At 64.2% G+C, this 24,929-nt stretch carries 27 protein-coding genes; 7 read left to right on the top strand and 20 right to left on the bottom strand.

Annotated features, from left to right (window positions below; all coding sequences use genetic code 11):
- Window positions 1-283: 283 nt before the first annotated feature.
- On the bottom strand, window positions 284-583 hold the full coding sequence (locus ACAM51_RS23840; protein WP_369642084.1) for a helix-turn-helix domain-containing protein: 300 nt from the start codon (window positions 581-583) through the stop codon (window positions 284-286).
- A 127-nt stretch (window positions 584-710) separates the two neighbouring features.
- On the opposite strand from ACAM51_RS23840, the gene ACAM51_RS23835 reads away from it, so the two are divergent.
- The 5 genes from ACAM51_RS23835 to ACAM51_RS23815 all read left to right on the top strand — a co-directional run bounded on the left by ACAM51_RS23835 (window position 711) and on the right by ACAM51_RS23815 (window position 6,420).
- Complete coding sequence (locus ACAM51_RS23835; protein WP_369642083.1) at window positions 711-923, top strand: hypothetical protein; 213 nt, start codon at window positions 711-713, stop codon at window positions 921-923.
- Between the two features lie 36 nt (window positions 924-959).
- A complete protein-coding gene (locus tag ACAM51_RS23830; protein ID WP_369642082.1) occupies window positions 960-1,091 on the top strand; it encodes a hypothetical protein in 132 nt (43 codons plus the stop codon).
- 88 nt (window positions 1,092-1,179) lie between these two features.
- Entirely contained in the window at window positions 1,180-1,458 is a 279-nt protein-coding gene (locus ACAM51_RS23825; protein WP_369642081.1) for a hypothetical protein, read from the top strand.
- An 81-nt stretch (window positions 1,459-1,539) separates the two neighbouring features.
- Window positions 1,540-2,307, top strand: coding sequence for a hypothetical protein (locus ACAM51_RS23820; RefSeq protein ID WP_369642080.1), 768 nt, complete (start codon window positions 1,540-1,542; stop codon window positions 2,305-2,307).
- A 612-nt stretch (window positions 2,308-2,919) separates the two neighbouring features.
- Window positions 2,920-6,420, top strand: a complete 3,501-nt coding sequence (locus ACAM51_RS23815; protein ID WP_369642079.1) for an IPTL-CTERM sorting domain-containing protein — start codon at window positions 2,920-2,922, stop codon at window positions 6,418-6,420.
- Window positions 6,421-6,770: 350 nt separating this feature from the next.
- Here ACAM51_RS23815 and ACAM51_RS23810 read toward each other — a convergent pair whose 3' ends face one another.
- Entirely contained in the window at window positions 6,771-7,817 is a 1,047-nt protein-coding gene (locus ACAM51_RS23810) for an IS110 family transposase (RefSeq protein ID WP_369642078.1), read from the bottom strand.
- A gap of 191 nt (window positions 7,818-8,008) precedes the next feature.
- Between ACAM51_RS23810 and ACAM51_RS23805 the strand changes: the two genes are divergently transcribed.
- Window positions 8,009-9,159 (top strand): IS3 family transposase gene (locus tag ACAM51_RS23805; protein ID WP_369642077.1). Its coding sequence is split into 2 segments (ribosomal slippage): window positions 8,009-8,255 and window positions 8,255-9,159, totalling 1,152 coding nucleotides; the frame shifts between segments, so codons are not numbered across the junction.
- A 95-nt stretch (window positions 9,160-9,254) separates the two neighbouring features.
- On the opposite strand, the gene ACAM51_RS23800 is transcribed toward ACAM51_RS23805, so the two are convergent.
- From ACAM51_RS23800 to ACAM51_RS23765, 8 genes are all read right to left on the bottom strand, one after another.
- A complete protein-coding gene (locus tag ACAM51_RS23800; protein WP_013517254.1) occupies window positions 9,255-9,446 on the bottom strand; it encodes a 2-hydroxymuconate tautomerase in 192 nt (63 codons plus the stop codon).
- Between the two features lie 24 nt (window positions 9,447-9,470).
- Window positions 9,471-10,454: a Bug family tripartite tricarboxylate transporter substrate binding protein gene (locus ACAM51_RS23795; RefSeq protein WP_369642076.1), complete on the bottom strand. Its 984-nt coding sequence runs from the start codon at window positions 10,452-10,454 to the stop codon at window positions 9,471-9,473.
- Between the two features lie 42 nt (window positions 10,455-10,496).
- Window positions 10,497-11,285 (bottom strand): 2-oxo-3-hexenedioate decarboxylase, encoded by a 789-nt coding sequence (gene dmpH, locus ACAM51_RS23790; RefSeq protein ID WP_369642075.1) that lies wholly within the window; start codon window positions 11,283-11,285, stop codon window positions 10,497-10,499.
- Window positions 11,286-11,299: 14 nt separating this feature from the next.
- A complete protein-coding gene (gene dmpG / locus ACAM51_RS23785) occupies window positions 11,300-12,337 on the bottom strand; it encodes a 4-hydroxy-2-oxovalerate aldolase (protein WP_274112391.1) in 1,038 nt (345 codons plus the stop codon).
- A 14-nt stretch (window positions 12,338-12,351) separates the two neighbouring features.
- Window positions 12,352-13,266, bottom strand: a complete 915-nt coding sequence (locus ACAM51_RS23780; protein WP_369642074.1) for an acetaldehyde dehydrogenase (acetylating) — start codon at window positions 13,264-13,266, stop codon at window positions 12,352-12,354.
- A 25-nt stretch (window positions 13,267-13,291) separates the two neighbouring features.
- A complete protein-coding gene (locus tag ACAM51_RS23775; RefSeq protein WP_369642073.1) occupies window positions 13,292-14,086 on the bottom strand; it encodes an SDR family NAD(P)-dependent oxidoreductase in 795 nt (264 codons plus the stop codon).
- 10 nt (window positions 14,087-14,096) lie between these two features.
- On the bottom strand, window positions 14,097-14,879 hold the full coding sequence (gene dmpE / locus ACAM51_RS23770; protein WP_369643879.1) for a 2-oxopent-4-enoate hydratase: 783 nt from the start codon (window positions 14,877-14,879) through the stop codon (window positions 14,097-14,099).
- A gap of 75 nt (window positions 14,880-14,954) precedes the next feature.
- Window positions 14,955-16,415, bottom strand: coding sequence for a 2-hydroxymuconic semialdehyde dehydrogenase (locus ACAM51_RS23765; protein WP_369642072.1), 1,461 nt, complete (start codon window positions 16,413-16,415; stop codon window positions 14,955-14,957).
- A gap of 150 nt (window positions 16,416-16,565) precedes the next feature.
- Here ACAM51_RS23765 and ACAM51_RS23760 point away from each other — a divergent pair, with 150 nt between their 5' ends.
- Window positions 16,566-17,471 carry a LysR substrate-binding domain-containing protein gene (locus ACAM51_RS23760; RefSeq protein ID WP_369642071.1) on the top strand — a complete coding sequence of 302 codons (906 nt, stop codon included), beginning with the start codon at window positions 16,566-16,568 and terminating at the stop codon, window positions 17,469-17,471.
- Window positions 17,472-17,518: 47 nt separating this feature from the next.
- Here the strand turns inward: ACAM51_RS23760 and ACAM51_RS23755 are convergent, their stop codons facing one another.
- The 10 genes from ACAM51_RS23755 to ACAM51_RS23710 all read right to left on the bottom strand — a co-directional run bounded on the left by ACAM51_RS23755 (window position 17,519) and on the right by ACAM51_RS23710 (window position 24,929).
- Window positions 17,519-18,379, bottom strand: coding sequence for an alpha/beta fold hydrolase (locus ACAM51_RS23755; RefSeq protein WP_369642070.1), 861 nt, complete (start codon window positions 18,377-18,379; stop codon window positions 17,519-17,521).
- 73 nt (window positions 18,380-18,452) lie between these two features.
- Window positions 18,453-18,911 (bottom strand): heme-binding protein, encoded by a 459-nt coding sequence (locus tag ACAM51_RS23750; RefSeq protein ID WP_369642069.1) that lies wholly within the window; start codon window positions 18,909-18,911, stop codon window positions 18,453-18,455.
- Window positions 18,911-19,855, bottom strand: coding sequence for a catechol 2,3-dioxygenase (locus ACAM51_RS23745; RefSeq protein ID WP_369642068.1), 945 nt, complete (start codon window positions 19,853-19,855; stop codon window positions 18,911-18,913). Before ACAM51_RS23745 ends, ACAM51_RS23750 begins: the two co-directional genes overlap by 1 nt.
- Window positions 19,856-19,904: 49 nt before the next feature.
- Window positions 19,905-20,261, bottom strand: a complete 357-nt coding sequence (locus ACAM51_RS23740) for a 2Fe-2S iron-sulfur cluster-binding protein (RefSeq protein ID WP_274112399.1) — start codon at window positions 20,259-20,261, stop codon at window positions 19,905-19,907.
- 8 nt (window positions 20,262-20,269) lie between these two features.
- Window positions 20,270-21,334 carry an NADH:ubiquinone reductase (Na(+)-transporting) subunit F gene (locus ACAM51_RS23735; protein ID WP_369642067.1) on the bottom strand — a complete coding sequence of 355 codons (1,065 nt, stop codon included), beginning with the start codon at window positions 21,332-21,334 and terminating at the stop codon, window positions 20,270-20,272.
- Between the two features lie 63 nt (window positions 21,335-21,397).
- Entirely contained in the window at window positions 21,398-21,754 is a 357-nt protein-coding gene (locus ACAM51_RS23730; RefSeq protein ID WP_369642066.1) for a phenol hydroxylase subunit P4, read from the bottom strand.
- Entirely contained in the window at window positions 21,751-23,334 is a 1,584-nt protein-coding gene (locus ACAM51_RS23725) for an aromatic/alkene/methane monooxygenase hydroxylase/oxygenase subunit alpha (RefSeq protein WP_369642065.1), read from the bottom strand. Before ACAM51_RS23725 ends, ACAM51_RS23730 begins: the two co-directional genes overlap by 4 nt.
- 40 nt (window positions 23,335-23,374) lie before the next feature.
- Entirely contained in the window at window positions 23,375-23,668 is a 294-nt protein-coding gene (locus ACAM51_RS23720) for an MmoB/DmpM family protein (protein WP_274112403.1), read from the bottom strand.
- A 14-nt stretch (window positions 23,669-23,682) separates the two neighbouring features.
- Window positions 23,683-24,675, bottom strand: a complete 993-nt coding sequence (locus ACAM51_RS23715; protein ID WP_369642064.1) for a phenol hydroxylase — start codon at window positions 24,673-24,675, stop codon at window positions 23,683-23,685.
- Window positions 24,676-24,713: 38 nt separating this feature from the next.
- Window positions 24,714-24,929 (bottom strand): phenol hydroxylase subunit, encoded by a 216-nt coding sequence (locus ACAM51_RS23710; protein ID WP_369642063.1) that lies wholly within the window; start codon window positions 24,927-24,929, stop codon window positions 24,714-24,716.

The following is a 24,929-nucleotide window of genomic DNA, read 5'->3' as shown; positions in this document are numbered from 1 at the left end:
GGCAGGCGGATTCGGGGGCATGTCTCGGAAAGGGCTTGCAGCGGGGTGTTGTCGGTGGGTAGCACAATGGTAGCAACCTGATAGGGACCCGGTTCCCCAAAGGGCATCACTGCGCCGGCACCGCACTCCTGCCAACTTTGCCACGGTGGCGTCAACCGCTGCCCTGTGGCTGCGTTGATTTGATGAGTTTGCATCACATAATGTGACAAACCCAAGAGGAGGATGGATGGCGGTTTGAGCCGAAAGATTGGTTGGACAGTGAGGCGCTGCTGGCTCCGGCCTTTTACTGGGCCTGTGCCTGGCTCGCCCGGCGCTTGACGGGCACTGGCACCTCGGGCGGCTTGAGCAGAGCCCATGGTGCGACACCCAGAACATGGGCCAGGCGCTCGATGTTGGACAGCGAGACGTTCCACTTGCAGCGCTCGATGGCCGACACATAGGTGCGGTCGAGGTCGCACTCGTGGGCCAGGCGCTCCTGGGACCACTCTTTCTGCACACGCAACAGCCGCACCCAGTACGCGAGGACTTCGCGCAGGTTGGTCGGATCGGGCAGCCGTGTGGGTGGAGTGGGTTTGGCAGGCACCGCGCAAGGATGCGGTTCTGCTTTATTTGTATCTACGGAGTTTGCATCTCAATTGCAAGCTGATCCGTAAGTGTTTTTGTTTTTAACCACGGAACGCGGGGCGTTCCATTTTGAGGGAGTTGTTGCAATGAAGCTCGGTCGTATCTTGATCGCGGGGTATTTCTTGGTCGGACTGCTGTACGCGGTCTATGCGCATTTCTGGGGTCCGGAGCCGTTTCGCAGCTTTGCGTTCCATCTGGGGCAAGGCGTGTTGTGGCCGGTTGCCTTGTTTCCGAGTCTGGGCCCTGTGATCGCGGGGATTGTGGTTTTGGTCTTTGTGGCCGTGCTGATGAGCTCGTAGTGCCTGGAGTACTTGCCAGCCTACCGAGGACCGCCAATGGCTTTCATCGCCCGCGTGATCCTGACGCTGTTCGGGATCTATCTGTTTTTCTTGATTTTCAGCTCCTGGGAAATGGTCGGTTTCCTGGTGTTGTGGATGCTGGTCCACATCGCAGCTGGCAAGAGATAGACAACACCAACACGGCCCGGGAGATGGCCAGACGGTCCTGCGGACCCGTTCTGGCGCCCTCCCCCGGCCTTATCCATGAAAGTGTTTTATGAAGTTTGAAGCAATGGTCAGGACCACCGCCCTGGCAGTCCTGTTCGCGGCATCGCTGTCGGCCTGCAGTTCCAAGAACGAGCGGGCGTTTGTGGGGGGCTGCGTGGGCATGGGCGCCAGTCGCGAGAACTGCTCTTGTGCCTACAAAAAGGTCCAAGCCACACACAAGCTCGATGACATCAATTTTGGGGAAATCCTGGGCACGGAGCAGCACCGAAAGATTCAGGTGGCCTTCGCAGCCGCTGTGGTTCAGTGCATCAGGGAGAACGGGCTTTGATGCCTGTCCCCGGCCTGTCCCTGCCTCTCCCCTGCCCTTCCTAGAGCTATCCACATCATTTTTTTACACCCTCCAATCACCATGAAAACAAAACTGTCTCTCTGCGGCGTGGCCTGCTTGCTGGCGGCATGTTCCAACAGCCCGTCGGGGTCTGAGCTTGCAAGCTCGATGACCAGTGAGCTGCAAAAGGCCTGCGAATATGCAAGCGTCGACAACGCGCAGATCACGAACACGTTTTTTCCGAACTCGGACAACAAGAACATTGCCAACGTGAAATTCACCGCCACCGTCAGGGTGAAGATCGAGGGCAAATTGGCTCAGGATTTGCAGAAGTTCCGCATTGCTTCGGCACTGTTTTCTGAATATGAGAAGGAAATGGTGGAGCTCGATCGCAGCTACAAAGAGCAGATAGACGCCGTCGATGCGGTGCGCAAAGCTGCACAGGACAAGTACTTGGCTCAGGAGGATGAGCGGGGCTACCTCATTGGCGACAGGCAAAAGCACAGTGCGGAAATGCACGAGTTGTACAGCCAGAAAGAGGCTCTCGGCAAGGAGTGGCTTTCAGCATCCAACGGAGTCTTTGACAAGTACACAGACCGGGCCGCGAACCTGCTGTACGCGACCAGCTCGGGCAAGGTCCGGACGTATGCCCAGCCCTCCAAGCCGGAGATCCCGCTGGCATGTTTTGGCTATCGGGACCCTCGAAAGCCATTGGGGATCCTGTACCGGGCGGTGATGGATGGCAAAGGTTCGTCTGACGACTACTACGCCGGGGTGGAGACTTCCATCGAAGGCGAGCGGCAGATGATCAAGACGGACAATGGATGGATGGTGGCTGGGAATCTGTAGGGTCATCTTGGGGCTGACAGTTGGCGTCAGCGTACCGCATCAAGAAGCCCTGGACAGTATGTCTGGCCTGCACGCCCTAGGGCGTGTGGACCGATTGTCTAGGGTTTCTTTTTTGGCGATTTTTCGTGGACCATACCCGTAGCCAAAGGCGATTGACTTCCGCTTTGCAGCGAAAGCAGACGTCGCGCTTGCTGGGCTGATTGACCGCAACCAGCCTCCAACAGGACTCCCGTACCGCCGACTCAGCAGCGGCATAGTCAGTCGATCCTGAAAGATATATTCCCACCGACGCCAACACCATTTGTGACGATAGCGAGAGCTGAAGCGCGTGCCACCGGCATGGCGCCGCCCACGCCCTCCACACCCGCGTCGGTCGAGTACGCCGACTGGCTGCTCAGCCTGCACGTCTGAAACGTCCAGTCAAGCGCTGCACGAACGCACAGTCAAGCCGCCAGGGCTGCGCGCCCGCAAGATGGCCGGCAGTGCGCATCCACCCGTGCCACATGCTTCCATAAACATGCCTTTCAGCGCTTGATACACAAGCGCTGAAAGCACTTTTCATGGCCGATCGCGGCTGGGTGGAACACCGCTCCACCCACCCACCACATCGCCATGAAAACCCTTGCCCTTCGAATTGCCATGCTACTGCTGACGGCGGCGGCTTCAGTGTCTGCTAGTGCAGTCACGGTATTCGACAACCTGGCAGCCGCCAATGACCCGTGGCTCATCCAGCACAACTCCAGCTACCACACCAACCTGTGGGTGGCCAACCGCATCCCGATTGGCAGCCAGTCGCTGCGCATCACGCAGGTGAAGATGAATCTCACCCAGATCGACCGGTTCGAGCTGCAAGTGTGCGCAACCGACGCCAGCGCCGCCACGCCGTTCGTGGACATGACGGCCTGCGCCCCCTTCACCGCCGACGCGGCCACGCCAGGCGTGCGCGTTTTCACGGGCGACCGCATCGTGGCGGCGGGCGACTTTGCCTGGGTGGTGGTGCGCAGCATCGGCCAGACCATGATCCGCCGCCAGATCACCACGGCCACCAACGACGGGCTGACCTGGTATTCAGGCGCGAGCCACAACCCAGCCTGGGTGGCCGAGCCGCAGACCTCCATCGGCATGACGGTCGAGGCCGGTTCCGTGCAGCTCGATGGCGTGTGCGGCAGTGCCAGCAGCACCACGCCTCGCCGCTATCCGCCAGACGCCTTGCTGTGCAGCGTGGGCACGACCAGCGGCGTGATGGGTGATACCTACTCCTTCTCCTGGGTGTGCCAGAGCAGCTACGGCGGCAACCCTTCGCCGCAATGCTCCGTGCCTCGCTCCCACCTTGTTACCTCCCAGGCCACGGGCGGCGGCAGCATCGAGGCGGGGCGCGATGTTGCGGCGGGGCAGCAGGCCAGCTTCACGCTCACCACGCCACCGGGCTACACGGTGCAGGTCAGCGGCTGTGGCGGATCGCTTGCGGGCAACACCTACACCACTGCGACCATTACCGGCAATTGCACCATCAGCGCCACCTTCGCCCCGCCGACCACCAACGGCGCGTGTGGCAGCACTGCGCCTTCGCTCAGCTGGCCCGCCCCCTTGTGCAGAGCCGGTTCGGCCACCAACCAGTCTGCCGCGGCCGATGCCTTCCGCTGGGATTGCGCGGGCATCAGCGGCGGCACCACGGCCGCTTGCCTGGCACCGCGCCAATACATGGTGACACTCAACACGGATGCTGGCATTGCCAGCGCACAGTGCACCCCGAACCCCGTGACCCATGGCTCCAGCGCCACCTGCACGGCCACGGTGCACGACCCAGTCGCCCGCCCCTTCAGCGGCTGGGGCGGCGCATGCAGCGGCACGGGGGCTTGCCAGCCCGTGGTTCTAGGGACTACCACCGTCTCTGCCAACACGACGCTCATCACCTACGCCATCACCACCACTGCCACCACGGGCGGGAGCATGTCGTGCACGCCCAACCCCGTGCCCCACGGCCAGAGCGCTAGCTGCACTGTCACGCCGCAAACGGGCTTTCAGTTCACCGGCTGGACGGGCGATTGCGCGGGCACGGGTGCATGCCAGCTCACCAACGTGACCAGCGCGCACAGCGTGCGAGCCACCTTCGCGCCGATTACCTACGCCGTCGCCACCCCCGCCGTGACCGGCGGCAGCGTGAACTGCACGCCCAACCCCGTGCACCATGGGAAAGACACGATCTGCGTCGCCTCGCCCGCTATGGGCTATCACTTCACCCATTGGTCGGGCGATTGCTCGGGCTCTGCCAGCGCGTGCATTCTCTACAACGTGACCAGCCCGCGCAGCGTGAGTGCCACATTTGTGCTCAACACCTATTCCATCGGCATCGTCCCCGCCCCGGCCAACGGCACAGTCACCTGCACGCCCAACCCCGTCACCCACGGCCAGCATGCAAGCTGCACCGCCACGCCCGATGCGGGTTACCACTTCACCAGTTGGTCGGGCGATTGCACGGGCACGGGTGCATGCCAGTTCACCAACGTGACCGCGTCGCGCACTGTCTCGGCCACCTTCACGCCAAACACCCACTCCATCGCCACCCCCGCCGCCGTCAACGGCACGGTCACCTGCGCACCCAACCCCATTAACCATGGGCAGGACGCAGGCTGCACCGCCACGCCTGATACGGGCTATCACTTCACCAGGTGGTCAGGCGATTGCGCGGGCACGGGTGCATGCCAGCTCACCAACGTGACCGCGCCGCGCAGCGTGAGTGCCACGTTTGTGCTCAACACCTATTCCATCGGCATCGTTCCCTCCCCCGCCAACGGCGCAGTCACCTGCACGCCCAACCCCGTCACCCACCGCCAGAATGCAAACTGCACCGCCACGCCCGATACGGGCTACCACTTCACAGGCTGGACGGGCGATTGCTCGGGCATGGGCACCTGCCAGCTCACCAACGTGACCGCGCCGCGCAGCGTGAGCGCCACCTTCGCGCTGAACACCTACCCCATCAGCATCACCCCCGTCACCACCAACGGCACGGTCACCTGCGCACCCAACCCCGTTAACCATGGGCAGGACGCAAGCTGTACCGCCACGCCCGATACGGGCTATCACTTCACAGGCTGGACGGGCGATTGCTCGGGCATGGGCACCTGCCAGCTCACCAACGTGACCGCGCCGCGCAGCGTGAGCGCCACCTTCGCGCTGAACACCTACCCCATCAGCATCACCCCCGTCACCACCAACGGCACGGTCACCTGCGCACCCAACCCCGTTAACCATGGGCAGGACGCAAGCTGTACCGCCACGCCCGATACGGGCTATCACTTCACCAGTTGGTCAGGCGATTGCGCGGGCACGGGTGCATGTCAGCTCACCAATGTGACCAGCCCGCGCAGCGTTTCGGCCGCTTTCACCCACGACCCGGTCGATGCCACCTGCGGCTCAGCGGCCAACGGCGCTGCGGCCTTCAAGCCCAGCGCGAATCTGTGCGCCACGGGCACGCCAGGGACCGTGCTATCCGCCAGCGGCCAATACCAATGGCAGTGCAGCGGTGAATATGGCGGCGCAGCGCAGCAGTGCAGCGCACCGTGGCAGGGTGCGGGCGGCAACGGCAATCTGGGGGCGGTGGAGGTGGACAGCGCGAACGGCTGGGAGATCAGCAGCGCCGCCTTTGCCTCCACCTTGCCCGCGCCCTTGCCGTCCCATGTGCGGGCGGTGCATGCGCCGCTGGGGCTGGTGCTAGGGCGTGTCGCTGGCAATGGCGATGCGCAGGTGACCGTGCACTTCACCACACCAGTGCCGCAGGGGGCCATTTATTACAAATACGGCCCCAGCCCCGACGGGCTGGGCTGCACCGGCGCTGCCTGCGCGCAGCCGCACTGGTATGCGCTGCCCGGCGCGCAGTTTGCGCCCGGCGGCCTGAGCGTGACCTTCACCCTGGCCGATGGCGGCGTGGGCGACAGCGACTCCGTGCCCCACCAGATCACCGACCCCGGCATGCCAGTGCTGCTGGCCCCGCAGGCCATCCCCGCACTCGGCCCCTGGGCGCTGGCGCTGCTTTCGCTGCTGGCGGCGGGTCTGGTGGCGGTGCGTCGCCGGGCGTTGAGCTGTGGTTGCGCACCGCTGATCAGAAAGTGAAGTCAAGCTGTTAGGTTGATCACCCGATCGAGGTCATACCAGCTTTACAGCAGACTGACGTCCGCTGAATCGCCTACATGGTCCGCCCAAGGAGAACAAGCTTTTGCGTCGTGATGGTCTGAAGGGTTTGCTGCCTTACATCCGGGCTGTTGACGCAGTGGTTGCGGCTGCCCATGATGGCTATTCGCGGCTGGGGTTCCTATCTCCGGGATGTACTCCGGGATGTACTCAAGGTACTGGCGATTCATCGGAATTTCCCAACCCGGTTTGACCGTCATTCCATCAATACGCTTTGTGCAGGTTCTCCTTCAAATCGGTGTTGTAGGTCTGAGGCGCTCCGCGCTGACGGATCAGGCAGTTACCGTCTCAAGCGGATTCCAACGGGTGCGATCGAAGGCCATACCCCTGGCTAGAACCGCCCACGCGGTGCGCGCCATCTTGTTGGCCAACGCCACCACCACGACGTTGTAATGTCGCCGCTGCAGCAACCGTTCAATCCAGTCAGATTTTCCGGATCGGGCAATCACGGCCCTGGCACCCGCGATCAACAAGGTTCGCAAGTAGGTGTCTCCGCGCTTGGAGATACCCAACTGCTGCGTCTTCCCGCCGGTGCCCACGTGACGAGGAACCAACCCTACCCATGAGGCGAACTGCCGCGCGGATTTGAATGCGCAGAAGTCTCCGACCGCCGCCACCAGCGCCGAGGCTGTCAGGTCTCCGACACCAGGAATTTGCTGAATGGCCTGCATCTGGCGGTCCTCTCGAATTATGGCGCCCAGCCGCTGGCCAATGTGGTCGATGTCATCTTGCAATCCATCGATGCGTTTGAGCTGCTCCTGGATGCAGATGACCAGATCAGCAGGCAGGTGGCCCTTCTCCTGGGCCTCGGCGATTTCGGCAAGAATCATCTTGAGCAACTGGTTGTGCCCCACGGGCATGGCAATGCCGAACTCGGCCAGGATGCCTCGCAGGGCATTGGTTTGCATGATGCGCATCTTCATCATCTGACGACGCATGCCGTGCAGTGCCAGACAAGCTTGCTGGCGCTCCGATTTCACGGGGACCGGCAAGATGTGCGGCTGTTGTGCGGCCACCCAGATTGCCTGTGCATCCATCGCATCGGTCTTGTCACGGAGCAAGAAGGCTTTGACATGCTGGGCAGGCAACAGCTTGACCTCATGTCCCAGCGCCTGGATCGTCCTGGCCCAGTAATGCGATGACCCACAAGCTTCCATCGCCACCAGGCTGCGGTTGCATTTGGCGAAGAATTCCGTGAGTTTGGCGCGTTTGATTTGGCGTCGCTGTATCTCGCCCGACTCCACATCAACGATGTGCAGTTGAAACACCGACTTTGCCAAGTCAAGACCAATGACGGGCAGATTGAGAGTCGATTGCATGGTGGCCTCCAGGATCAGTGGTTGCAAGAGCGGCCACTCTGGCACTTTGCAGCTGAACTTGCGACATCTACCCCGGCTTTACGGGATGACGACCACACGTCAGCAGCAGTGGCAGAGGTGGGCGGACCATGCCATCTCCGGGTTTTCTAGACACCTCTGAGCCTCAAACCTGAGGCCCAATAGGAGGTGCCATGAGTAAGCAAAGATACCCCGAAGAATTCAAGACCGAAGCGGTCAAACAGATCACCGAGCGTGGCCACAAGGTGGCCGACGTATCCGCCAGGCTTGGTGTTAGCCAGCACAGCCTGTATCAGTGGATCAAGGCCCATCGAATGCCCGCGGCACAACGGCAAGCGCAGGGGTCACAGGCGGATGAGCTGCGCAAACTGAAGGCCAAGCTCAAACGTGTGACCGAGGAGCGCGACATCCTAAAAAAGGCCGCAGCGTACTTTGCCAAGCAGTCCGGGTGAGGTACGCATTCATCGAGCGGCATGAACACCAGCACAGCGTTCGCCGCATGTGCAAGCTCATGACCGTGCACCCCAGCGGCTACTACGCCTGGAAGTGCGATGCGGTGAGTTCTCGTGGCAAGGACGATCAACGCTTGTTGGGCCTGCTCAAGCACGCGTGGCTGGAGAGTGGCGGCGTCTATGGCTATCGCAAGCTCACGATGGACATGCGCGACCTGGGAGAGCGCTGCGGCAAGCACCGCGTGGCCCGATTGCTCAAGCTTGAAGGCCTGCGTTCACAGACTGGCTATCGACGCCGACCTGGCCCGCGTGGCGCCAAGCCAGCGGTGGTGGCACCAAACCATCTGCAGCGCCAGTTCAATGTCAGCGAGCCCAATCAGTCATGGGTGACCGACATCACCTACATCCGCACCCATGAAGGCTGGTTGTACCTGAGCGCCGTCATCGACCTGTTCTCCAGGCAGGTGATCGGCTGGTCCATGGGGCACCGCATCGACACTGAGTTAGTGCTCAACGCGCTGCTGATGGCATTTTGGCGCCGGCAACCCAAAGCCGCTGTCACCGTCCACTCTGATCAGGGCAGTCAGTTCACTGGGCATGCATGGCAAGACTTCCTGCGCGCTCACAACCTGGTTTCCAGCATGAGCCGTCGGGGCAATTGCCATGACAACGCCGTGGCCGAAAGCTTCTTCCAACTTTTGAAACGAGAGCGAATCCGCCGCCAGATCTACCCAACCCGCGATCAAGCCAGAGCCGATGTCTTCAATTACATCGAGATGTTTTACAACCCTAAGCGACGCCACGGCACTGCCGGAGATACTTCACCGGTAGAGTTCGAAAGACGCCATTTCCAACGGCTCAAAAGTGTCTAGGGAATCCGGGGCGATTCACCGTATGCAACAAGAAATTAAAAGAAAAATCGGCCTCTGAAGTGCAAGCGCTGCAGGCGCGTTTAGCCATGAAAGGGTCAGCGCCCCAGCTCCTTGGCGCTCACCCCCGCGATGCCCCAGTTTTCCTTGGGCACGTCGTGGATCCAGACGCGCACGTTGGCCGGCGGCGCGCCCACGGCATCGACAAGGGCCTGCGTCACCTTCTCGATAACGGCCTTCTTCTGCTCCTCGGTGCGGCCCTCGATCATGTAGATCTGCGCAAATGGCATGGTGCTTGGTCCTGTCAGAAAGGGTCAGTCCGCCTTGATGGCCAACTTGCGGATCAGCTCGCCCCAGCGGCGATTCTCCGCGCGGATGAAATCAGCGAACTCCTGCGGCGACGTGACCCGCAGGTTGCCTGAGATGTTGTCGAACGCCTGCTGCGCCTCAGGCGACTTGGCCCCGGCCTCCCAGGCGTCGTGCAGTCTGGCCACGATGGCCTGGGGTGTGCCCGCGGGGGCCACTAGGCCGAACCAGGTCTCCACGCTGAAGCCGGGGTAGCCGGACTCAGCGATCGTCGGTACCTCGGGCAACGCCTTGGCGCGCTGCGGCGAGGTGACGGCAATGGCCTTGAGTTTGCCCGCCTTGATGTGCTGCAAGGTGGTGGCCAGCGAGCTTTCCATGCTCATAGTGATGGTGCCGGCCAGCAGGTCGGGCACGATCTGGCTGGAGCCCTTGTACGGCACGTTGGTGAGCTGAATACCCGCCACCGACTGCAGCAGTTCGGTCGCCAGGTGGTTGCTGGTGCCGATGCCCGAGGTGGCGTAGTTGAGCTTGCCGGGATGGGCCTTGGCGTAGGCCACCATGCCCTTGAGGTCGTTAAACGGCACGCTGGGGTGCACGACCAGCGCGCAGGGAGTTGTGCCGACCAGCGAGATCGGCGCAAAGTCCTTCTCGATATTGAAGGGCACGCTGGCGTACAGGTGCGGCGCAATGGCCAAGCTGCTGATGGCCGTGAGGCCGATGGTGTAGCCGTCGGGCGCGGCCTTGGCCACTGCGTCGGTGCCGATGTTGCCGCCCGCACCCGCCTTGTTCTCGACCACCAACTGCTGGCCTAGCTTGTCGCCCATGGCCTTGGCAGCCGTGCGCCCCATCACATCGGTGGGCCCACCTGGCGGGAAGGGCACGATCATGCGCACCGGCTTGGCGGGGTAGCTGGCCTGCGCCCAGGCGCCTGCCGGCAGGGCTGCGCCCAGTGCGGTCAGGGCGCTTGCCGTGATGAAGTCTCGTCGTTGCATGGTTTGCCTCCTGTTGTCGTTCTGTGTGAAAGGCCCGGCGGCTCAGGCAAAGCGCAGCGACACGCTGCCCATGCCCTGCACGCGCAGGCATACGCTGTCGCCCGCCGCCACGGCCACAGCCTCGGTGGCGCCGCCCGACAGGATCACGCTGCCGGCGGGAATCTCCTGCCCGCGCCGGCCCAGATGATTGGCCAGCATGGCAATGGCTGCGGCGGGGTGGCCCAGCACGGCCGCGCCGGCGCCCAGGGCCACGGGCTGGCCGTTCTTCTCCAGCACCAGGCCCACGGTGCGCAGGTCCACGTCCTCGGGGCGCATTGCGCGGCCGCCGACGACGAAGCGCGCAGCCGAGGTGTTGTCGGCCACCACGCTTTTCAGGTCGAACTTGAAGTCGCGGTAGCGGCTGTCGATCACCTCGATGCCAGGCATCACGAAGTCGGTAGCGGCGAGCACAGCGCCGATGTGGCAGCCCGGCCCTTTGAGCGCGCGCTTGAGCACGAAGGCGATCTCGGGCTCCACCTTGGGGTGAATCAGTTCGGACGTCTTGACTGCCGCGCCCTCGGCCACGGTGTAGTCGTCCACCAGGAAGCCGAACACCGGGTCAGTCACGCCCATCTGGCGCATCTTGGCGTGCGAGGTGAGGCCCGCCTTCAGGCCCACCAAGCGTGCGCCGCGCGCCAGCTTGCGCGCCAGGATGGCGTCCTGGATGGCGTAGGCATCGTCCCAGTCCATCTCTGGGTGGTCGTCGGTGATCTTGGGGGTGTCCTTGGCTTGCAGCTGGCAGTTCTCCAGGTGCTCGGCCAGTTGTGCAATGGTGCTTTGTGCGAGTGCCATGGGTGCGGCTCCATTCAGGCGCTGATCTGCAGGCCGCGTGCGCGGGCCATGGTCAGTGCGGTGTCTTCGATCATGTCTTCCTGGCCGCCCACCATGCCGCGGCGGCCCAGTTCGACGAGCAGGTCGCGTGCGGGCACGCCGTATTTCTTTTCGGCGCGCTTGGCAAACAGCAAGAAGCTGCCATACACACCGGCGTAGCCCAGCGTCAGCGCATCGCGGTCGATGCGGATGGGGAAGTCCATCAGCGGCACCACTAGGTCGTCGGCCACGTCCTGGATCTTCCAGACGTCCACGCCCGTCTGGATGCCCATGCGGTCGCACACGGCCACCAGCACTTCCAGGGGGGTGTTGCCTGCGCCCGCGCCCAGGCCAGCGGCGGCCGCGTCGATGCGGTTGGCACCTGCCTCGATGGCGGCGATGGAGTTGGCCACACCCATGGCCAGGTTGTGGTGGCCGTGAAAGCCCAGCTCGGTCTCTGGCTTGAGGGCGGCGCGCACGGCGGCCACGCGCTCCTTGACCTGGTCGGGCAGCAGGTAACCGGCCGAGTCAGTCACGTAGATGCAGTTGGCGCCGTAGCCTTCCATCAGCTTGGCCTGCTTGACCAGGCCGACGGCGTCGTTCATGTGCGCCATCATCAAGAAGCCCACGGTGTCCATGTCCAGCTTGCGCGCCATGGTGATGTGCTGCTCGCTCACATCGGCCTCTGTGCAGTGCGTGGCCACGCGGATGGTGTGCACGCCCAGGCCGTGCGCCATCTTCAGGTGATCCACGGTACCGATGCCGGGGATCAGCAGGGCCGAGACCTTGGCCTGCTTCATCAGGGGGATGACGGTGCCCAGGTACTCTTCGTCGCTGTGCGCCGGAAAGCCGTAGTTGACCGATGCGCCGCCCAGGCCGTCGCCGTGGGTCACCTCGATCAGCGGCACGCCCGCCTGATCCAGGCCCTGGGCCACGCTCTTCATCTGCTCCAGCGTCATCAGGTGGCGCTTGGGGTGCATGCCGTCGCGCAGCGTCATGTCATGCAGGGTGATTTTTTTGCCGTTGAGTGTCATGGCGTGCTGCTCCTTCAGGCGGCGACGTGTTGGAGTTGGAGATTGCCCGCGAGGATTTCCTCGGCAAACATCTCGGCGGTGCGTGCGGCGGCGGCGGTCATGATGTCCAGGTTGCCGGCGTACTTGGGCAGGTAATCACCCAGGCCTTCGACTTCCAGAAAGACCGAGACGCGGTTACCGTCGAACACCGGGCCGTTCACCAGCTTGTAGCCCGGCACGTACTTCTGCACCTCGGCGATCATGGTGTGGATGGACCGGATGATGGCCTCGCGGTCGGGCTCGCCCTCGGTCAGGCAGTGCACGGTGTCGCGCATGATGAGCGGTGGCTCGGCCGGGTTGATGACGATGATGGCCTTGCCCTTCTTGGCTCCGCCCACGCGCTCGATGGCGCCCGCTGTGGTGCGGGTGAACTCGTCGATGTTCTTGCGCGTGCCCGGGCCCGCCGACTTGCTGGAGACGGTGGCGACGATTTCGCCATACGCCACCGGCTGCACCCGGCTCACCGCAGCCACCATGGGGATGGTGGCCTGGCCACCGCAGGTGACCATGTTGACGTTCATCTCGCGCTTGCCGATGTGTTCCTTCAGGTTCACGGGCGGCACGCAGAACGGGCCAATGGCCGCGGGCGTGAGGTCGATCATCATCGCGCCCTCGGCATTGACCTTGCGCGAGTTCTCAGCGTGTACATAGGCGCTGGTGGCGTCGAACACGATCTGCACGCCATCGGCCTTCATGTGCGGCACCAGGCCGTCCACGCCTTCGGCGGTGGTCTTGATGCCCATCTCACGGGCACGCTTGAGGCCGTCGGACTCGGGGTCGATGCCCACCATCCACACCGGCTCCAGCACGGGGCTGCGCTGCAGCTTGGCCAGCAGGTCAGTGCCGATGTTGCCGGGCCCGATCAGGGCGCACTTGATTTTTCGTTTCATGGGAAATCTCTCTCAAAAAAAGGATTCAACACATCGAAGACAGGATTCCGCCCTCCACCCGCAGCGCTGCGCCATGGGTGGCGGACGAGCGGGGGCTGCAGACGTAAGCGACCAGGGCTGCCACTTCGGGCGGCTCAATGAACCGTTGCAGCAGCGAGGTGGGGCGTGACTGCGCGAAGAAGCGGCGCTCTGCCTCGGCCAGGCCCACACCCTGTTCGACGGCAAGCTTGGCGAAGAAGTCCGCCACCCCTTCGGTACGGGTGGGGCCGGGCAGCACGGCATTCACCGTCACGCCGGTGCCCACGCAGCTTTGCGCCAGGCCCCGGGAGAGGGACAGCTGCGCCGCCTTGGTCATGCCGTAGTGCAGCATCTCGGTGGGTGGGTTCACGCCGGACTCGCTGTTGATGAACACCACCCGGCCCCAGCCTGCAGCCTGCATCGCAGGCAGCAGGGCACGGGTCAGGCGCACGCCGCTCAGAACATTGGCCTCGAAGAACCGCTGCCACTGCGCGTCGTCAATGGCTTGAAACGGCTGCGGGTCGAAGGTGCCGAAGTTGTTGACCAGGATGTCAACGCCCGCACTGGCCTGCGCCAGGTGCTCGCAGCCAATCCGCGTGGCGACATCGGCTGCGTGGCCTAGCACATCGGCCCGCGGCACCAGGGCGCGCAGGCGCTGCACCGCCTGTGCCACGCGCTCGGCCGTGCGGCCATTGAGCACCACCGCTACGCCCTCGCGCGCCAGTTCGGTGGCGATGGCAAAGCCGATGCCGGCCGTCGACCCCGTCACCAGGGCCCGCTTGCCCGCCAGTTGCAGGTCCATACGGCGCTCCTCAGACGAAACGCACCGAGCAGCCGCCGATGCCACCGATCGTCACGCGCAGGTTGTCGCCCGCCACCACCGGCACCATGATGCCCAGCGAGCCCGACAGGATCACCTCGCCCGCCTCCAGTGCAATGCCGTGGGTGCCCAGCGTGTTGGCCAGCCAGGCCACGGCGTTGGCCGGGTGGCCCAGGGCCGCAGCGCCCGCGCCGGTGGCCACGATGTCTCCGTTCTTTTCCAACACCATGCCGCAGGTGCCCAGGTCCACGTCGCGCACGTCCACCAGGCGGTCGCCCAGCACGAACACGCCGCAGCTGGCGTTGTCGGCCACGGTGTCCTGGATCTTGATCTTCCAGTCGCGAATGCGTGAATCGACGATCTCGAAGCACGCCATCACGCCGTCGGTGGCGGCCAGCACGTCGGCGGCAGTCACGCCTGGGCCCTTCAGCGTCTTCTTCAGCACGAAGGCGATCTCGCCCTCGGCCTTGGGTTGGATCAACGTGTTGGCAGGGATGGCCTGGCCTTCGTTGTAGACCATGGCGTCGGTGAGCCAGCCAAAGTCGGGCTGAAACACGCCCAGCATGTCCATCACGGCCTTGGAGGTCACGCCGATCTTCTTGCCGACGACTTTCTCGCCGGCAGCCAGACGCCGGGCCATCATGCGCTGCTGGATGGCGTAGGCGTCGTCGATGGTGATGTCGGAATGGCGCGAGGTCAGTGGCTCTACCACCTGGCAGCCCGCGAGGGCCTGGTACAGCTCATCGCCGAGCTGCTCGATCTGTTGAGAGTTCATGGTCATGGTTTTGCTATTGAAAGAGTAGCTATCAGTGCTTCATCAATAAGCACCAGAGGCAGGTTTTGCTGGAAATCAGAGCTTGATGCAGACGTTCTTGAGCTCGGTGTAGAACTCCAGCGAATGCACGCCGCCCTCGCGGCCGATGCCGGACTGCTTGGAGCCGCCGAACGGCGTGCGCAGGTCGCGCAGGAACCAGCTGTTGACCCACGAGATGCCGACCTCCATGCGCTGCGCCACGCGGTGCGCGCGCGACACGTCGCGCGTCCAGATGGCGGTGGCCAGGCCGTATTCGTTGTCGTTGGCCTTGGCCAGCACCTCTTCTTCGGTGTCGAACGGGGCGATGTGGCAGCAGGGGCCGAAGATCTCTTCCTTGATGACGCGCGCGGTCTCGGGCAGGCCGGTCCAGATGGTAGGCTGCACCCAGCAGCCGTCCTTCAAGTCGCCGGGCATATCGGGCGCGCCGCCGCCGGTGACCACCGTGGCGCCCTCCTGCACCGCCAGCCGGTAGTACGACAGCACCTTGGCCTGGTGCTCCTTGCTGATCAGCGGGCCCATGCCGGTGTCCTTGTCCTGGGGCACGCCGATCTTCATCTGCTCGGCGCCAGCCTTCAGCGCGGCCACGAATTTGTCGAAGATCGGGCGCTCGACATAGACGCGCTCGGTGCCCAGGCAGACCTGGCCGCAGTTGGCGAACGCGGAGCGCAGAGTGCCTTCGATGGCCGCGTCGAAGTCGGCGTCGGCGAACACGATGGCGGCGTTCTTGCCGCCCATCTCCAAGCTCACGGGGCGAGCGCCCTTGGCGGCGGCCTTCATGATGACCTCGCCGGTGCGCGTCTCGCCCGTGAAGGTGATGGCGTCAATGCAGGGGTGCGTGGTCACGAACTCGCCCGCCGAGCCGGGGCCGAAGCCGTGCACCACGTTGTACACGCCCTTAGGGATGCCCACCTGGTTCATCACCTCGCCCAGCAGGGCGGCGGTGCGCGGGGTCTCCTCGGATGGCTTGACCACCACCGTGTTGCCGCAGGCCAGCGCCGGGCCGACCTTCCAGGTCATGAGCAGCAGCGGCAGGTTCCACGGGCAGATCACACCGACCACGCCCACAGGCTTGCGAAAGCCGTAGTTGATGGCGCCACGGCCGTCGGGCGTGGCCATCTCGAAGAACTCGGTGGGCACGTTCTTCACCACGTCGGCGAACACCTTGAAGTTGGCCGCACCGCGCGGGATGTCGATGTGCGAGGCCAGGCTCATGGGCTTGCCGGTGTCGGCGCACTCGGCCTCCAGGAACTCGTCGAAGCGGCGCGTGATCTCGGCCACCAGGGCTTCGAGCAGCTCCACCCGCTTGGCCAGGGGCATGGAGCCCCACGGCCCCTTGAGCGCCGCGCGCGCGGCGGCCACGGCGGCGTCCACCTCGGCCTTGCCAGCTTCGGCCACCTGGCCGATGACCGCGTTGGAGGTCGGCGTGCGGTTGTCGAACCACTTGTCCGTGGCCACGAATTCGCCGTTGATGAAATTCAAAATCTGGTTGGCTAGCATGTCTCTCTCATTTCCGGATGGGCTGTCAGGGGGTGATGGTTCACGTTGTCCTTGCAGCGATAGGGGCAACGATAGGTCGCAGGCGCCATACTGTCCAATACCGAATTTTCTAAAATTGATACCTTCAAGGTATTTAAAAAAGAGGCAGCCATGGACCTGCGACAGATGAAATACTTTTTGGCTCTGGCCCAGGAGCTGAACTTCGGCCGGGCTGCGCAGCGGCTGCACATGGCCCAGCCGCCACTCACGCGGCAGATCCGCGGGCTGGAGGAAGAACTGGGTACGCCACTGTTTCTGCGCACGCCCAAGGGCGTGGAGTTGACGGCAGCGGGCCAGGCATTGCTAGATGAGGTGCCCAACATCCTCTCGCTGGCCGAGCGCGCCAGCGAACGCACCCGCATGGCGGGTGAGGGGCTGATCGGCCGACTCGATGTGGGCATCTTCGGCTCGGGCGTGCTCGACGTGATTCCGCGGCTGCTGGCGGACTTCCACCGCGAACGCCCTGCCGTGCGCCTGAAGCTGCACAACATGACCAAGGCCGAGCAGCTGCAGGCGCTGCGCGAGCGCCGCGTCACCGTGGGCTTCAACCGGCTGGTGCAGGCGGAGCCGGGCCTGGGTGTGGAGATCGTGCTACGCGAGCCGCTGGTGGTCGGCCTGCCCGAAACCCACCCTCTGTGCGAACGCGCCCAGATCGACCTGCGCGACCTGAGCGGCGTGCCGATGATCCTGTACCCCAATGCGCCCCTGCCCGGCCTGGCGCAGGAGGTGACCACCGCCTTCGTGCGCGAGGGCGCACGGCTGGAGGTGGCGCAGGAGGTCGAAGACGTGCTGACCTGCGTAGCCCTGGTGGCAAGTGGCTTTGGCTGCTGCATCACGACCCAGTCCGCCATGAGCCTGCGCTTGCCGGGCGTGGCCTACCGACCGCTGCGCTCGCGCTACCTGCGTGATATCGCGCTGTGCTGTCTGTACCGCACCGAAGACAGCTCACCGGTACTGACTGCCTTCCTGCAAGTGGTGCGCTCATTTGCCGCGCGGCAGAGCAACGGCGGCACATAGCGCAGGCCGCAGCGTCGTCGTGGAGCGGTGGAGCAACGCACATGGGATCAGTCCTTCGCGGCCTCTGCCAGGAAGTCGCCGACCAGGCGGGCAAAACGCGCCGCGTGCTCGATCTGCGTCCAGTGGCCGCAATGGCCGTACACATGCATCTGCGCGTTCCCGATCCACTCGGCCAGCGTGTAGGAGTTGGACAGCGGGATCACCTGATCCTCGCGGCCGTGGACGATCAGGGTTTCATGCGGGATGGCGCGGATGTCCTGCTCGGCGCTGGCCAGCGTATCGACCCAGCGCTGGCGCGGCGCGGGGAACATTGCCGAGAACGATTCCTGAAAGCCCGGGCGGATGCTGGCCTCGTAGCGCATGCGGGCCAGGTCATCGCTCATCAAGTCGCGGTTGAAGGCGAAGTAATCCATGATGGCGCGCATGTTCTGCACCGAGGGGGTGTAGCCCCAGACCGCGTCCAGCCCGCGCGTGATCGGGAACGGCACGCCCACGCTGCCCATCAGCACCAGGCGGCGCACGCGCTCAGGGTGGCGGATGGCCAGCGCCAGCGCCAGCCCGCCGCCGAACGAGTTGCCCACGAGGTCGGCGCGCTCGATGCCCAGCGCGTCGAGCAGGCCCACGGCCTGGCGCACCCAGGCGTCCATCCCGTAGTGGAAGCCCGCCGGCCGCTCGCTGAAGCCGAAGCCCACCATGTCCGGCGCGATCACGCGCGCACGCTCGGACAGCGCAGGCATCACGAGTCGCCAGTTGGCCCAGGCCGACACGCCCGGGCCGGATCCATGGATCAGCAGCACCGGGTCGCCGCTGCCCACGTCGTGATAGTTTGTGCGGATTCCGGCCGCCGTGATGGTGTGCGCAACCTCCGGGTTGCTCAGGGTTGGCCGTTCTAGTTGGGATACTGACATGCTTCAGCTTTCGTATGGATCAAGCGCGAATGCGAGGTATGGATGCGGGGTGTGATTTCGCGCGTGGAATGAATCAGGCGCCAAGGCCCAGCGCCTGCAAGCCAGCGCGCGCAATGGCCTCGTCCTGCACTTCGCTACCGCCGGACACGCCGATGCCGCCGATGCGCACACCGTCCTCCACGATGGGCAGGCCGCCGCCAAAGGCGACGAAGCGCGGCCGCAGCACCAGCCCCTGGCGCACTGCGTCGGAGTGCGAGGCCAGTTCGGCATGCCATGCACTCGTCGGCAGGCCAAAGCTCGCGGCCGTGTAGGCCTTGTCATGGGCAATGTCCACGGAATGCAGTGGTGCGCCCGGCATGCGAGCAAAGGCCGCCAGCACGCCAGCAGCATCCACCACCGACACATTCACGCACACGCCCAACGCAGCGGCGCGCGCCACGGCGGCCTGTACGGCACGCAGCGCGGCCGCCGCGTCGATGACCGACTGCGCAACACTGAGCGCCGTGGCAGGTGGCAGGGCAGCGCCTGGCATCAGGTGTACACGTCCGTGAAAGACGCCACCAATTCCCCCGTGTGGTAGAAGATTCCGCTACCCAGCTTGTCCTCGCTCCAGGTGGTTACGGGGCGGTCGGGCTGTGCGAGGTAACCCAGCCCGGCAAAGGTTTCGTTGCGGTTGCCGCTGGGGTCGAAAAAGTAGATGGTCTCGCCGCGCGTGATGCCGTGGCGCGTGGGCGCCACGTCGATCTTGACCTTCTTCTTGGCCATGACGTCGGCAGCCTTGAGCACGTCGTGCCACGAATCCAGGAAGAACGCGATGTGGTGCAGGCCGCTGACGGGGCCGCCCACAAAGGCAATGTCGTGCGGCGTGGTGGTGCACGCCATCCAGGTGGCGGCCTGCATGTCGCCCTGGGGGCCGACCAGCACCTGCTCGGTCAGGAAGAATTCCAGGCACTCCGCCATGAAGCGCGTGTTGTCCTGCACGGTATTGATGCCCGCCTCGGGGTTCATCTCGCACATCAGCAGTAAATGGTCGAGCCAGTGCGCCCCCGCGCCCCGGACGCCATCGGGCCACGGGTCGGGGTTGACGGTGCCCACGTCGGTGCCCACGTATTCCTTCATGGCGTACAGGCACATTTCATGGCCGCTGGGCAGGTTGAACTGCAGCATGCGGCCGGTGGAGGGCAGCGTGCCCTCCGCCAGCATCGTGGTCTTGATGCCCCAGGCTTCGATGCGGGCCTGCAGCGCGTCCAGGTCCTCGTCCTTTTTCACCTTGTAGGCCACGTGGTTCAGGCCCGCACGGTCGCTGGGCGTGAGGATGATCGAGTATTTGTCCCACTCGTCCCAGCATTTCAGATACACGTTACCAGCGTTGTCCTTCATGGCGGTCTTGAGGCCCAAGACCTCTTCGTAGTGCTTCACAGCAGCGGCCATGTCCATGACCCGCAGGCTCACGTGGCCGATTCTCAGTACACCCATTTCATGTCTCCTTCGGTTGGTAAAACTTCACTGATTCAAATTGGCTGACTCAACTGGCAGGGCGTTGCACCACCGCGGTGGCGCTGCCCAGGAAAGGCTTGCGCAATCGGGCGGCCACTTCCAGGCAGACGGCCTGGGTGGGCGCCACGCGGCAGGCCAGCGTGTAGCCGTTGGCCTCTTCTTCGCTGCTGACATGGGCGCGGCTGATGGGGCCGAGCGATTGCACCGCCCCTTCCACGATGCGCACCTTGCAAACTCCGCAGCCACCGCTGACGCAACCGGCCGGGATTCCCTTGCGGCCCAGACGCAACATGCCGGCCAGCAGGCTTTCGGTGGTGGCGCAGTCATAACAGTCGCCGGTCTGCGACACGCTGACGCGAACTTTGGAACAGGGGTGGATTCCCATGGCGGCTCCTAAATCGTCTTGAACAAGGGGCTGCGTGCCTGCTGCGCATCGGCGGCCGAAAGGAATTTCTCGGTGTAGATGTCGCGCTCGAACAGGCGCCCCTGCATCAGCGTGCCGATGCAGGCTTCAATCATGGGCGGTGGCCCGCACAGGTAGGCCTTGTGGCCGACAAAGCTGCCACCAAAGTGCGCCTTGGCTGCTTCGTGAACGAAGCCGCGCGCACCGTTCCAGCCATCGCCCTCGGCTGCGTTCGACAGCGCCGGTACGTAGGTGAAATGCGGATGGCGCGCTGCGAGGTCACGGAACTCGGCGTCGTAGTACAGCTCCTGCGCACTGCGCTGCCCGTACACCAGCGTGATGGGCTGCGTGCAGCCGCTGGCCAGCAACTCCAGAATCATGGCGCGCGGACTCGACAGGCCCGAACCTCCGGCCATGAACACCATGGGCATGGCCGCCGAGCGGCGCACGAAGAAGCGACCGTACGGCCCGGTCAGCAGCAGCCGGTCGCCTGGTTGCAGCGACTGGTGCAACCAGGTGGTGCCAGCGCCGCCGGGCACCTGGCGCACGTTCAGCTCGATCTCGCTGCTCAAGCCGTCGGCACCGGGCGCATTGGCAATCGAGAAGGCGCGCCCGCCTTCAACGCCCGGAATCTGCACCTGCACATACTGCCCGGCCTGGTAATGGATGGGCTGGTCCAGGTGCAGGTGCAGGGCCTTGATGGTCGGAGTGAGCTGCTCGATGCGCGCCACCGTGGCGGTGAAGTCACGCACCGGAATCACTTGGGCGTCGGGGTCGTCGTCAAAGTCGGCCTCGACGGTGGCGTCCGACTGCAGCGTGGCACAGCAGGCCAGCGTCTTGCCGTCGTCACGCTCCATTTCCATCAAGGCGAACGGGTTGGCTGCGCCATGGTCCACCTCGCCGTCAGTCACCTGCACCTTGCAGGTGCCGCACAGGCCGTGGCCACATGCATGCGGTATGTAGATGCCCTGGCGCAGGGCGGCATCTAGCAGGGTCTGGCCTTCTTCCACCTCGATGGTGGCGCCCAGGGGTTCGAGAGTCAGTTGGTAGCTCATGGCTTGTCCTGGACGACGGGGCTGCGCAAAGGCAGCACCCGCCGTCGGTGCGGGCTGCGATAGTTAGCTGAAGGACCCCTGGATGCCCGTCAGGCCCGGCGTGCGGAAGCTGATCATGTCCTTGTGGCCCAGGCCGTTGTCGGCCAGGCTCTTGGCCGGGTCGGGCGTCCAGGGCTGGCCCGACTTGAACCACTGCGTGGTGTTCCAGTCGATGCGGGCAAAGTCGGGGTGCACGCCATACACGCCGGGCAGCACCACCTGGCCGATGGCGCCAAAGGGCATATCGGCAGGCAGGGGCAGCGCCACCGGGCAGGGGAACATGAGGTGCTCCTCCCAGCCGATGAAGAGCAGCGGCGCAGGGAAGTTCTCGCGCACGTCCTTGGCGGGGAAGTCGTAGGGTTTGAGGGCGGTCACGCTCATGACTGGGCTCCTTGCTGCGCTGCGGTGGCGCTCACCGGCGCGGGGTCGCCACGCCAGGTGGCAAAGTTCTTCTGGTCTTCCGAGCCTTCGAAGTCGAAGTTGTCACGCCCCACGTTCATGCCGTACCAGTCCAGCACGGCCAGCAGCGGGTCAAAGCCTTCGGCGGTGGGATCCACACCGGGCTTGAAGCAGTGGCCCTGGTAAATCTGCTGCACCGGCAGCCACGACTGCACGTATTTCTCGGGCTCGTCCTCGAACACGTGCTGACAGCCGTCGCTGCAGAAGTGGTACTTTTCGCCCTTGTATTCGGTCTCGCGGTGGCAGATCTTGGTGGGGTCGCCCGGCTCGGTGAAGAGCAGCGGAATCTGGCAGGTGTTGCACAGCATCGGCAGCGTCTTGTTGTAAATGCGCCGGCCGGCTTTTTGCTCTTCGCGCAGGTGCTCGAAGCGTGGGCGGTAGTACTTGTCGAAGGTGTCGGGGTACTTCTCGCTGAGCCACTGCAGCTCGTCTTCCTTGGGGATCCAGGTGTGGAAGGGGGCTGCAGCGCCGTAGCTGTAGAACGTGTTCCAGGCCTGGTGGCTGATGTGGTCCTTGCCCTCACAGGCCTCTTTCCAGCCCTTGGGCTCGCGGATACCGTAGCGCGCCAGGTCGCGGAACAGCGCGCCGCCGTTTTCCTCGACATACATCTCCCAGCTTTCCTTCCAGCTCATCACGCGCTTGGGCAGCATGTAGTCCTGCATCATGGCTACCAGGGTGAGCAGGCGGTAGCCGCGCCAGAACCACTTGTCGATCCACTTCTGCACGATGGGCACGTTGGCAGGGTCCTGCTCCAGCATGAACTTGATGCACTCGATGCCCAGCGTCATGTGGCGTGATTCGTCGGATTGCGCCGAGAAACCAAACGTCACCGTGGACATATCGCCGTTGTGCGCAGCACCCGACATGAAGGGCACGAACAGCAGGTTGGTCAGCACATACTCAAACGAGAAGCTCACAGCCGTGAGGAACTCAAAGGGCCCACCCGACAGCGCATCCTCGAAGAACGACTTGGGCACCGACAGGTACCACACGCGGTCGAACCATTGGGTCGGCTGGTGCATGCCGTTGAAGTACTTGTTGTAGTGCGACAGCGCGTGTGTCTCGGTCTGGTAGTGGCGCAGTTCGTCAATGGACTGCATCTGCGCCGCCACGCGGGCCCCGGCGCCTGTGAAGTGCCGGCCCACATGCGCAAAGCCGCGGTGCGCGTAGTACTCCAGCGGTGTCACGCCCTGGATGAACAGCTTGAGCGCGTTCACGTAGCGCGCATCCGAGATGCCGAGCTGGCCGTTGTTCTGCGCAAAGGCTTCGATCACGGCATAGAGCTTCTTTTCCTTCTCGCCCTGGTACTTCCAGTAGGCGTCCATGGTCAGGCGAAACGGGTCTTCCCATTTGTCCCAGTCGTGGATCTTGATGCCTTCATACTGGTCGAACGGAAAGACCTTTTCCATTGGCTGGTAGGTCGTATCCCAGGCCAGGCCGCGCGTCATGGCGGCGTAGCGGTCCTTGAGGCCCAGTTTCTTCTTGATGACAGGTGCGTCCATGGTGTTGTCTCCTATTGGTTTCGTGCAATGACCTGCAGGCTCAGTGCTGCCAGCTCAGTGAAAACTCGTCGTCGTCTTCGTCGATGTAACCGGACAGCGTCACGAGGTTGACGTGCAGCTGCTGCAGGTTGAAGCGCTGGCCGGTCTGCTCTTCGATGGTTTCGCGGCGGATCACGAGGCGGCCGGGCGCGTTGATCTTCACGAGCCCCGGTGGATAGGTGGCGCTGGCCTGGGCGTTGTCCGCCAGGATGGCGTCCACGACCGGGCGGGACTCTTCGTTGTCCTGAAAGGCAATGAAGACGCTGGAGACGGCGGAAACGGTAGATGCGTTCATGGTGATGACTTCCTCTAGACGACCAAGCCGGACTTGCGAGCCCGCGCGTCCAGCGCTGTGCGCACATCGGCCAGGGCCTCGGCGCCTTGCGCACCCAGTGCGCGGTCCGCCACCGGTGCCAGCGCGGCCTGCGCCAGATCGGCATAGGTCTTGAACCAATCGGTGATCAGCGCCCGGTTGTCGTCCGATACTGCAGCGGCCACCTTGATGACCGCGTCCACCCAGCGCGCGCTCTCGTCATGCCACTCGGGCATGAAGGCGGTCAGCATGGCGACCGCCGTGCCGCCCTGCACTGCCAGGTGGTCGTCCACAAAATGCGTGTAGATCAGTGGGTACTGCAGGCCATCGAGCGCCAGGTTCTGTGCCACGAACAACTCGAACGGGTCCTGGACCACCAGCGTGTCCTCCACCAGCCGGCGCAGCACCTGCCAGCGCGGGTCGTGCAGCCAGTCGTTCTGGCCCGCGTCGAGTGCGCCGGGCTCGCCCAGGGCCAGCCCCAGGCGCGTGATGTACTGCGCCACGGCCAGGTGATCCATGGCGTGGAACATGGCCGGCGCCGTGAACGCCGTGCCATAACCGCGTGAGCAGATGGTGCAGTTGTTCATGTTCGCGCCCCAGGCCGCGTGGCGCAGCGGCATAAGCACTTCGCAGGCGGCAGCGCGCTGCGTGTCCGGAATCTTGTCGATCAGCCCGCGTGATTCCACGAACTGGTAATTGGCCTCCATCGCCTCCTGCTGACGGGCCCGCGCCATGGTCCAGTTGGCGTAATAGAACTGGCGCGGATCGCGTAACGCGTCCCAGTCGGCCATCTTGACGGCCGTGCGAGCGGTGTCGAACAACTCGAACTCTGGCTCCCAGGTCGGGCGGTAATGGAAGTTCGCGGTGGGCTGCACGCCCACCGTGGCTTCCAGGTAGCGCGACGAAGGCTTGTCGCCCGTATGGGCCGCCACGCGGGCAAAAGTGTGGCGCAGCGGTTGGATCTCACGCGCCTGCAGGTCGATGTTCATGGGGGCTTGTCTCCTGTTGGTGTTTATGGGAACCCGGCTCAGTCGTCCAGGCGGCGCACGCGGTGGTCCACGCAGAAGGCCTCGAACGCCATCTCCGGGAGCAGAAGCTCCACGGTCAGCTCGGGCCATCCGACCGAGAACGCGAACTCGACAAAGCCGTTGTCACGGCGCCCCAGCACGCGCACGAATCGCTGCGACAGATCGCAGACGGGTTGCGCGGTAGCGTGCAGTTCGGCGTTGGCGGGGCGGTGCAT

The sequence above is a fragment of the Acidovorax sp. A79 genome (assembly GCF_041154505.1).
In the GTDB taxonomy this organism is placed as follows: Bacteria; Pseudomonadota; Gammaproteobacteria; order Burkholderiales; family Burkholderiaceae_C; genus Acidovorax.
The sequence above is the reverse complement of the archived record's forward strand: the minus strand, read 5'-3'. Positions and strand labels throughout refer to the sequence as shown.

Excerpts from the sequence above, each read along its gene's own strand:
- ACAM51_RS23835 (WP_369642083.1), top strand. The coding sequence starts at position 711 with ATGAAGCTCGGTCGTATCTTGATCGCGGGGTATTTCTTGGTCGGACTG.
- ACAM51_RS23830 (WP_369642082.1), top strand. The coding sequence starts at position 960 with ATGGCTTTCATCGCCCGCGTGATCCTGACGCTGTTCGGGATCTATCTG.
- ACAM51_RS23825 (WP_369642081.1), top strand. The coding sequence starts at position 1,180 with ATGAAGTTTGAAGCAATGGTCAGGACCACCGCCCTGGCAGTCCTGTTC.
- ACAM51_RS23820 (WP_369642080.1), top strand. The coding sequence starts at position 1,540 with ATGAAAACAAAACTGTCTCTCTGCGGCGTGGCCTGCTTGCTGGCGGCA.
- ACAM51_RS23815 (WP_369642079.1), top strand. The coding sequence starts at position 2,920 with ATGAAAACCCTTGCCCTTCGAATTGCCATGCTACTGCTGACGGCGGCG.
- ACAM51_RS23810 (WP_369642078.1), bottom strand. The coding sequence starts at position 7,817 with ATGCAATCGACTCTCAATCTGCCCGTCATTGGTCTTGACTTGGCAAAG.
- ACAM51_RS23800 (WP_013517254.1), bottom strand. The coding sequence starts at position 9,446 with ATGCCATTTGCGCAGATCTACATGATCGAGGGCCGCACCGAGGAGCAG.
- ACAM51_RS23795 (WP_369642076.1), bottom strand. The coding sequence starts at position 10,454 with ATGCAACGACGAGACTTCATCACGGCAAGCGCCCTGACCGCACTGGGC.
- dmpH (WP_369642075.1), bottom strand. The coding sequence starts at position 11,285 with ATGGCACTCGCACAAAGCACCATTGCACAACTGGCCGAGCACCTGGAG.
- dmpG (WP_274112391.1), bottom strand. The coding sequence starts at position 12,337 with ATGACACTCAACGGCAAAAAAATCACCCTGCATGACATGACGCTGCGC.
- ACAM51_RS23780 (WP_369642074.1), bottom strand. The coding sequence starts at position 13,266 with ATGAAACGAAAAATCAAGTGCGCCCTGATCGGGCCCGGCAACATCGGC.
- ACAM51_RS23775 (WP_369642073.1), bottom strand. The coding sequence starts at position 14,086 with ATGGACCTGCAACTGGCGGGCAAGCGGGCCCTGGTGACGGGGTCGACG.
- dmpE (WP_369643879.1), bottom strand. The coding sequence starts at position 14,879 with ATGAACTCTCAACAGATCGAGCAGCTCGGCGATGAGCTGTACCAGGCC.
- ACAM51_RS23765 (WP_369642072.1), bottom strand. The coding sequence starts at position 16,415 with ATGCTAGCCAACCAGATTTTGAATTTCATCAACGGCGAATTCGTGGCC.
- ACAM51_RS23760 (WP_369642071.1), top strand. The coding sequence starts at position 16,566 with ATGGACCTGCGACAGATGAAATACTTTTTGGCTCTGGCCCAGGAGCTG.
- ACAM51_RS23755 (WP_369642070.1), bottom strand. The coding sequence starts at position 18,379 with ATGTCAGTATCCCAACTAGAACGGCCAACCCTGAGCAACCCGGAGGTT.
- ACAM51_RS23750 (WP_369642069.1), bottom strand. The coding sequence starts at position 18,911 with ATGCCAGGCGCTGCCCTGCCACCTGCCACGGCGCTCAGTGTTGCGCAG.
- ACAM51_RS23745 (WP_369642068.1), bottom strand. The coding sequence starts at position 19,855 with ATGGGTGTACTGAGAATCGGCCACGTGAGCCTGCGGGTCATGGACATG.
- ACAM51_RS23740 (WP_274112399.1), bottom strand. The coding sequence starts at position 20,261 with ATGGGAATCCACCCCTGTTCCAAAGTTCGCGTCAGCGTGTCGCAGACC.
- ACAM51_RS23735 (WP_369642067.1), bottom strand. The coding sequence starts at position 21,334 with ATGAGCTACCAACTGACTCTCGAACCCCTGGGCGCCACCATCGAGGTG.
- ACAM51_RS23730 (WP_369642066.1), bottom strand. The coding sequence starts at position 21,754 with ATGAGCGTGACCGCCCTCAAACCCTACGACTTCCCCGCCAAGGACGTG.
- ACAM51_RS23725 (WP_369642065.1), bottom strand. The coding sequence starts at position 23,334 with ATGGACGCACCTGTCATCAAGAAGAAACTGGGCCTCAAGGACCGCTAC.
- ACAM51_RS23720 (WP_274112403.1), bottom strand. The coding sequence starts at position 23,668 with ATGAACGCATCTACCGTTTCCGCCGTCTCCAGCGTCTTCATTGCCTTT.
- ACAM51_RS23715 (WP_369642064.1), bottom strand. The coding sequence starts at position 24,675 with ATGAACATCGACCTGCAGGCGCGTGAGATCCAACCGCTGCGCCACACT.
- ACAM51_RS23710 (WP_369642063.1), bottom strand. The coding sequence starts at position 24,929 with ATGCACCGCCCCGCCAACGCCGAACTGCACGCTACCGCGCAACCCGTC.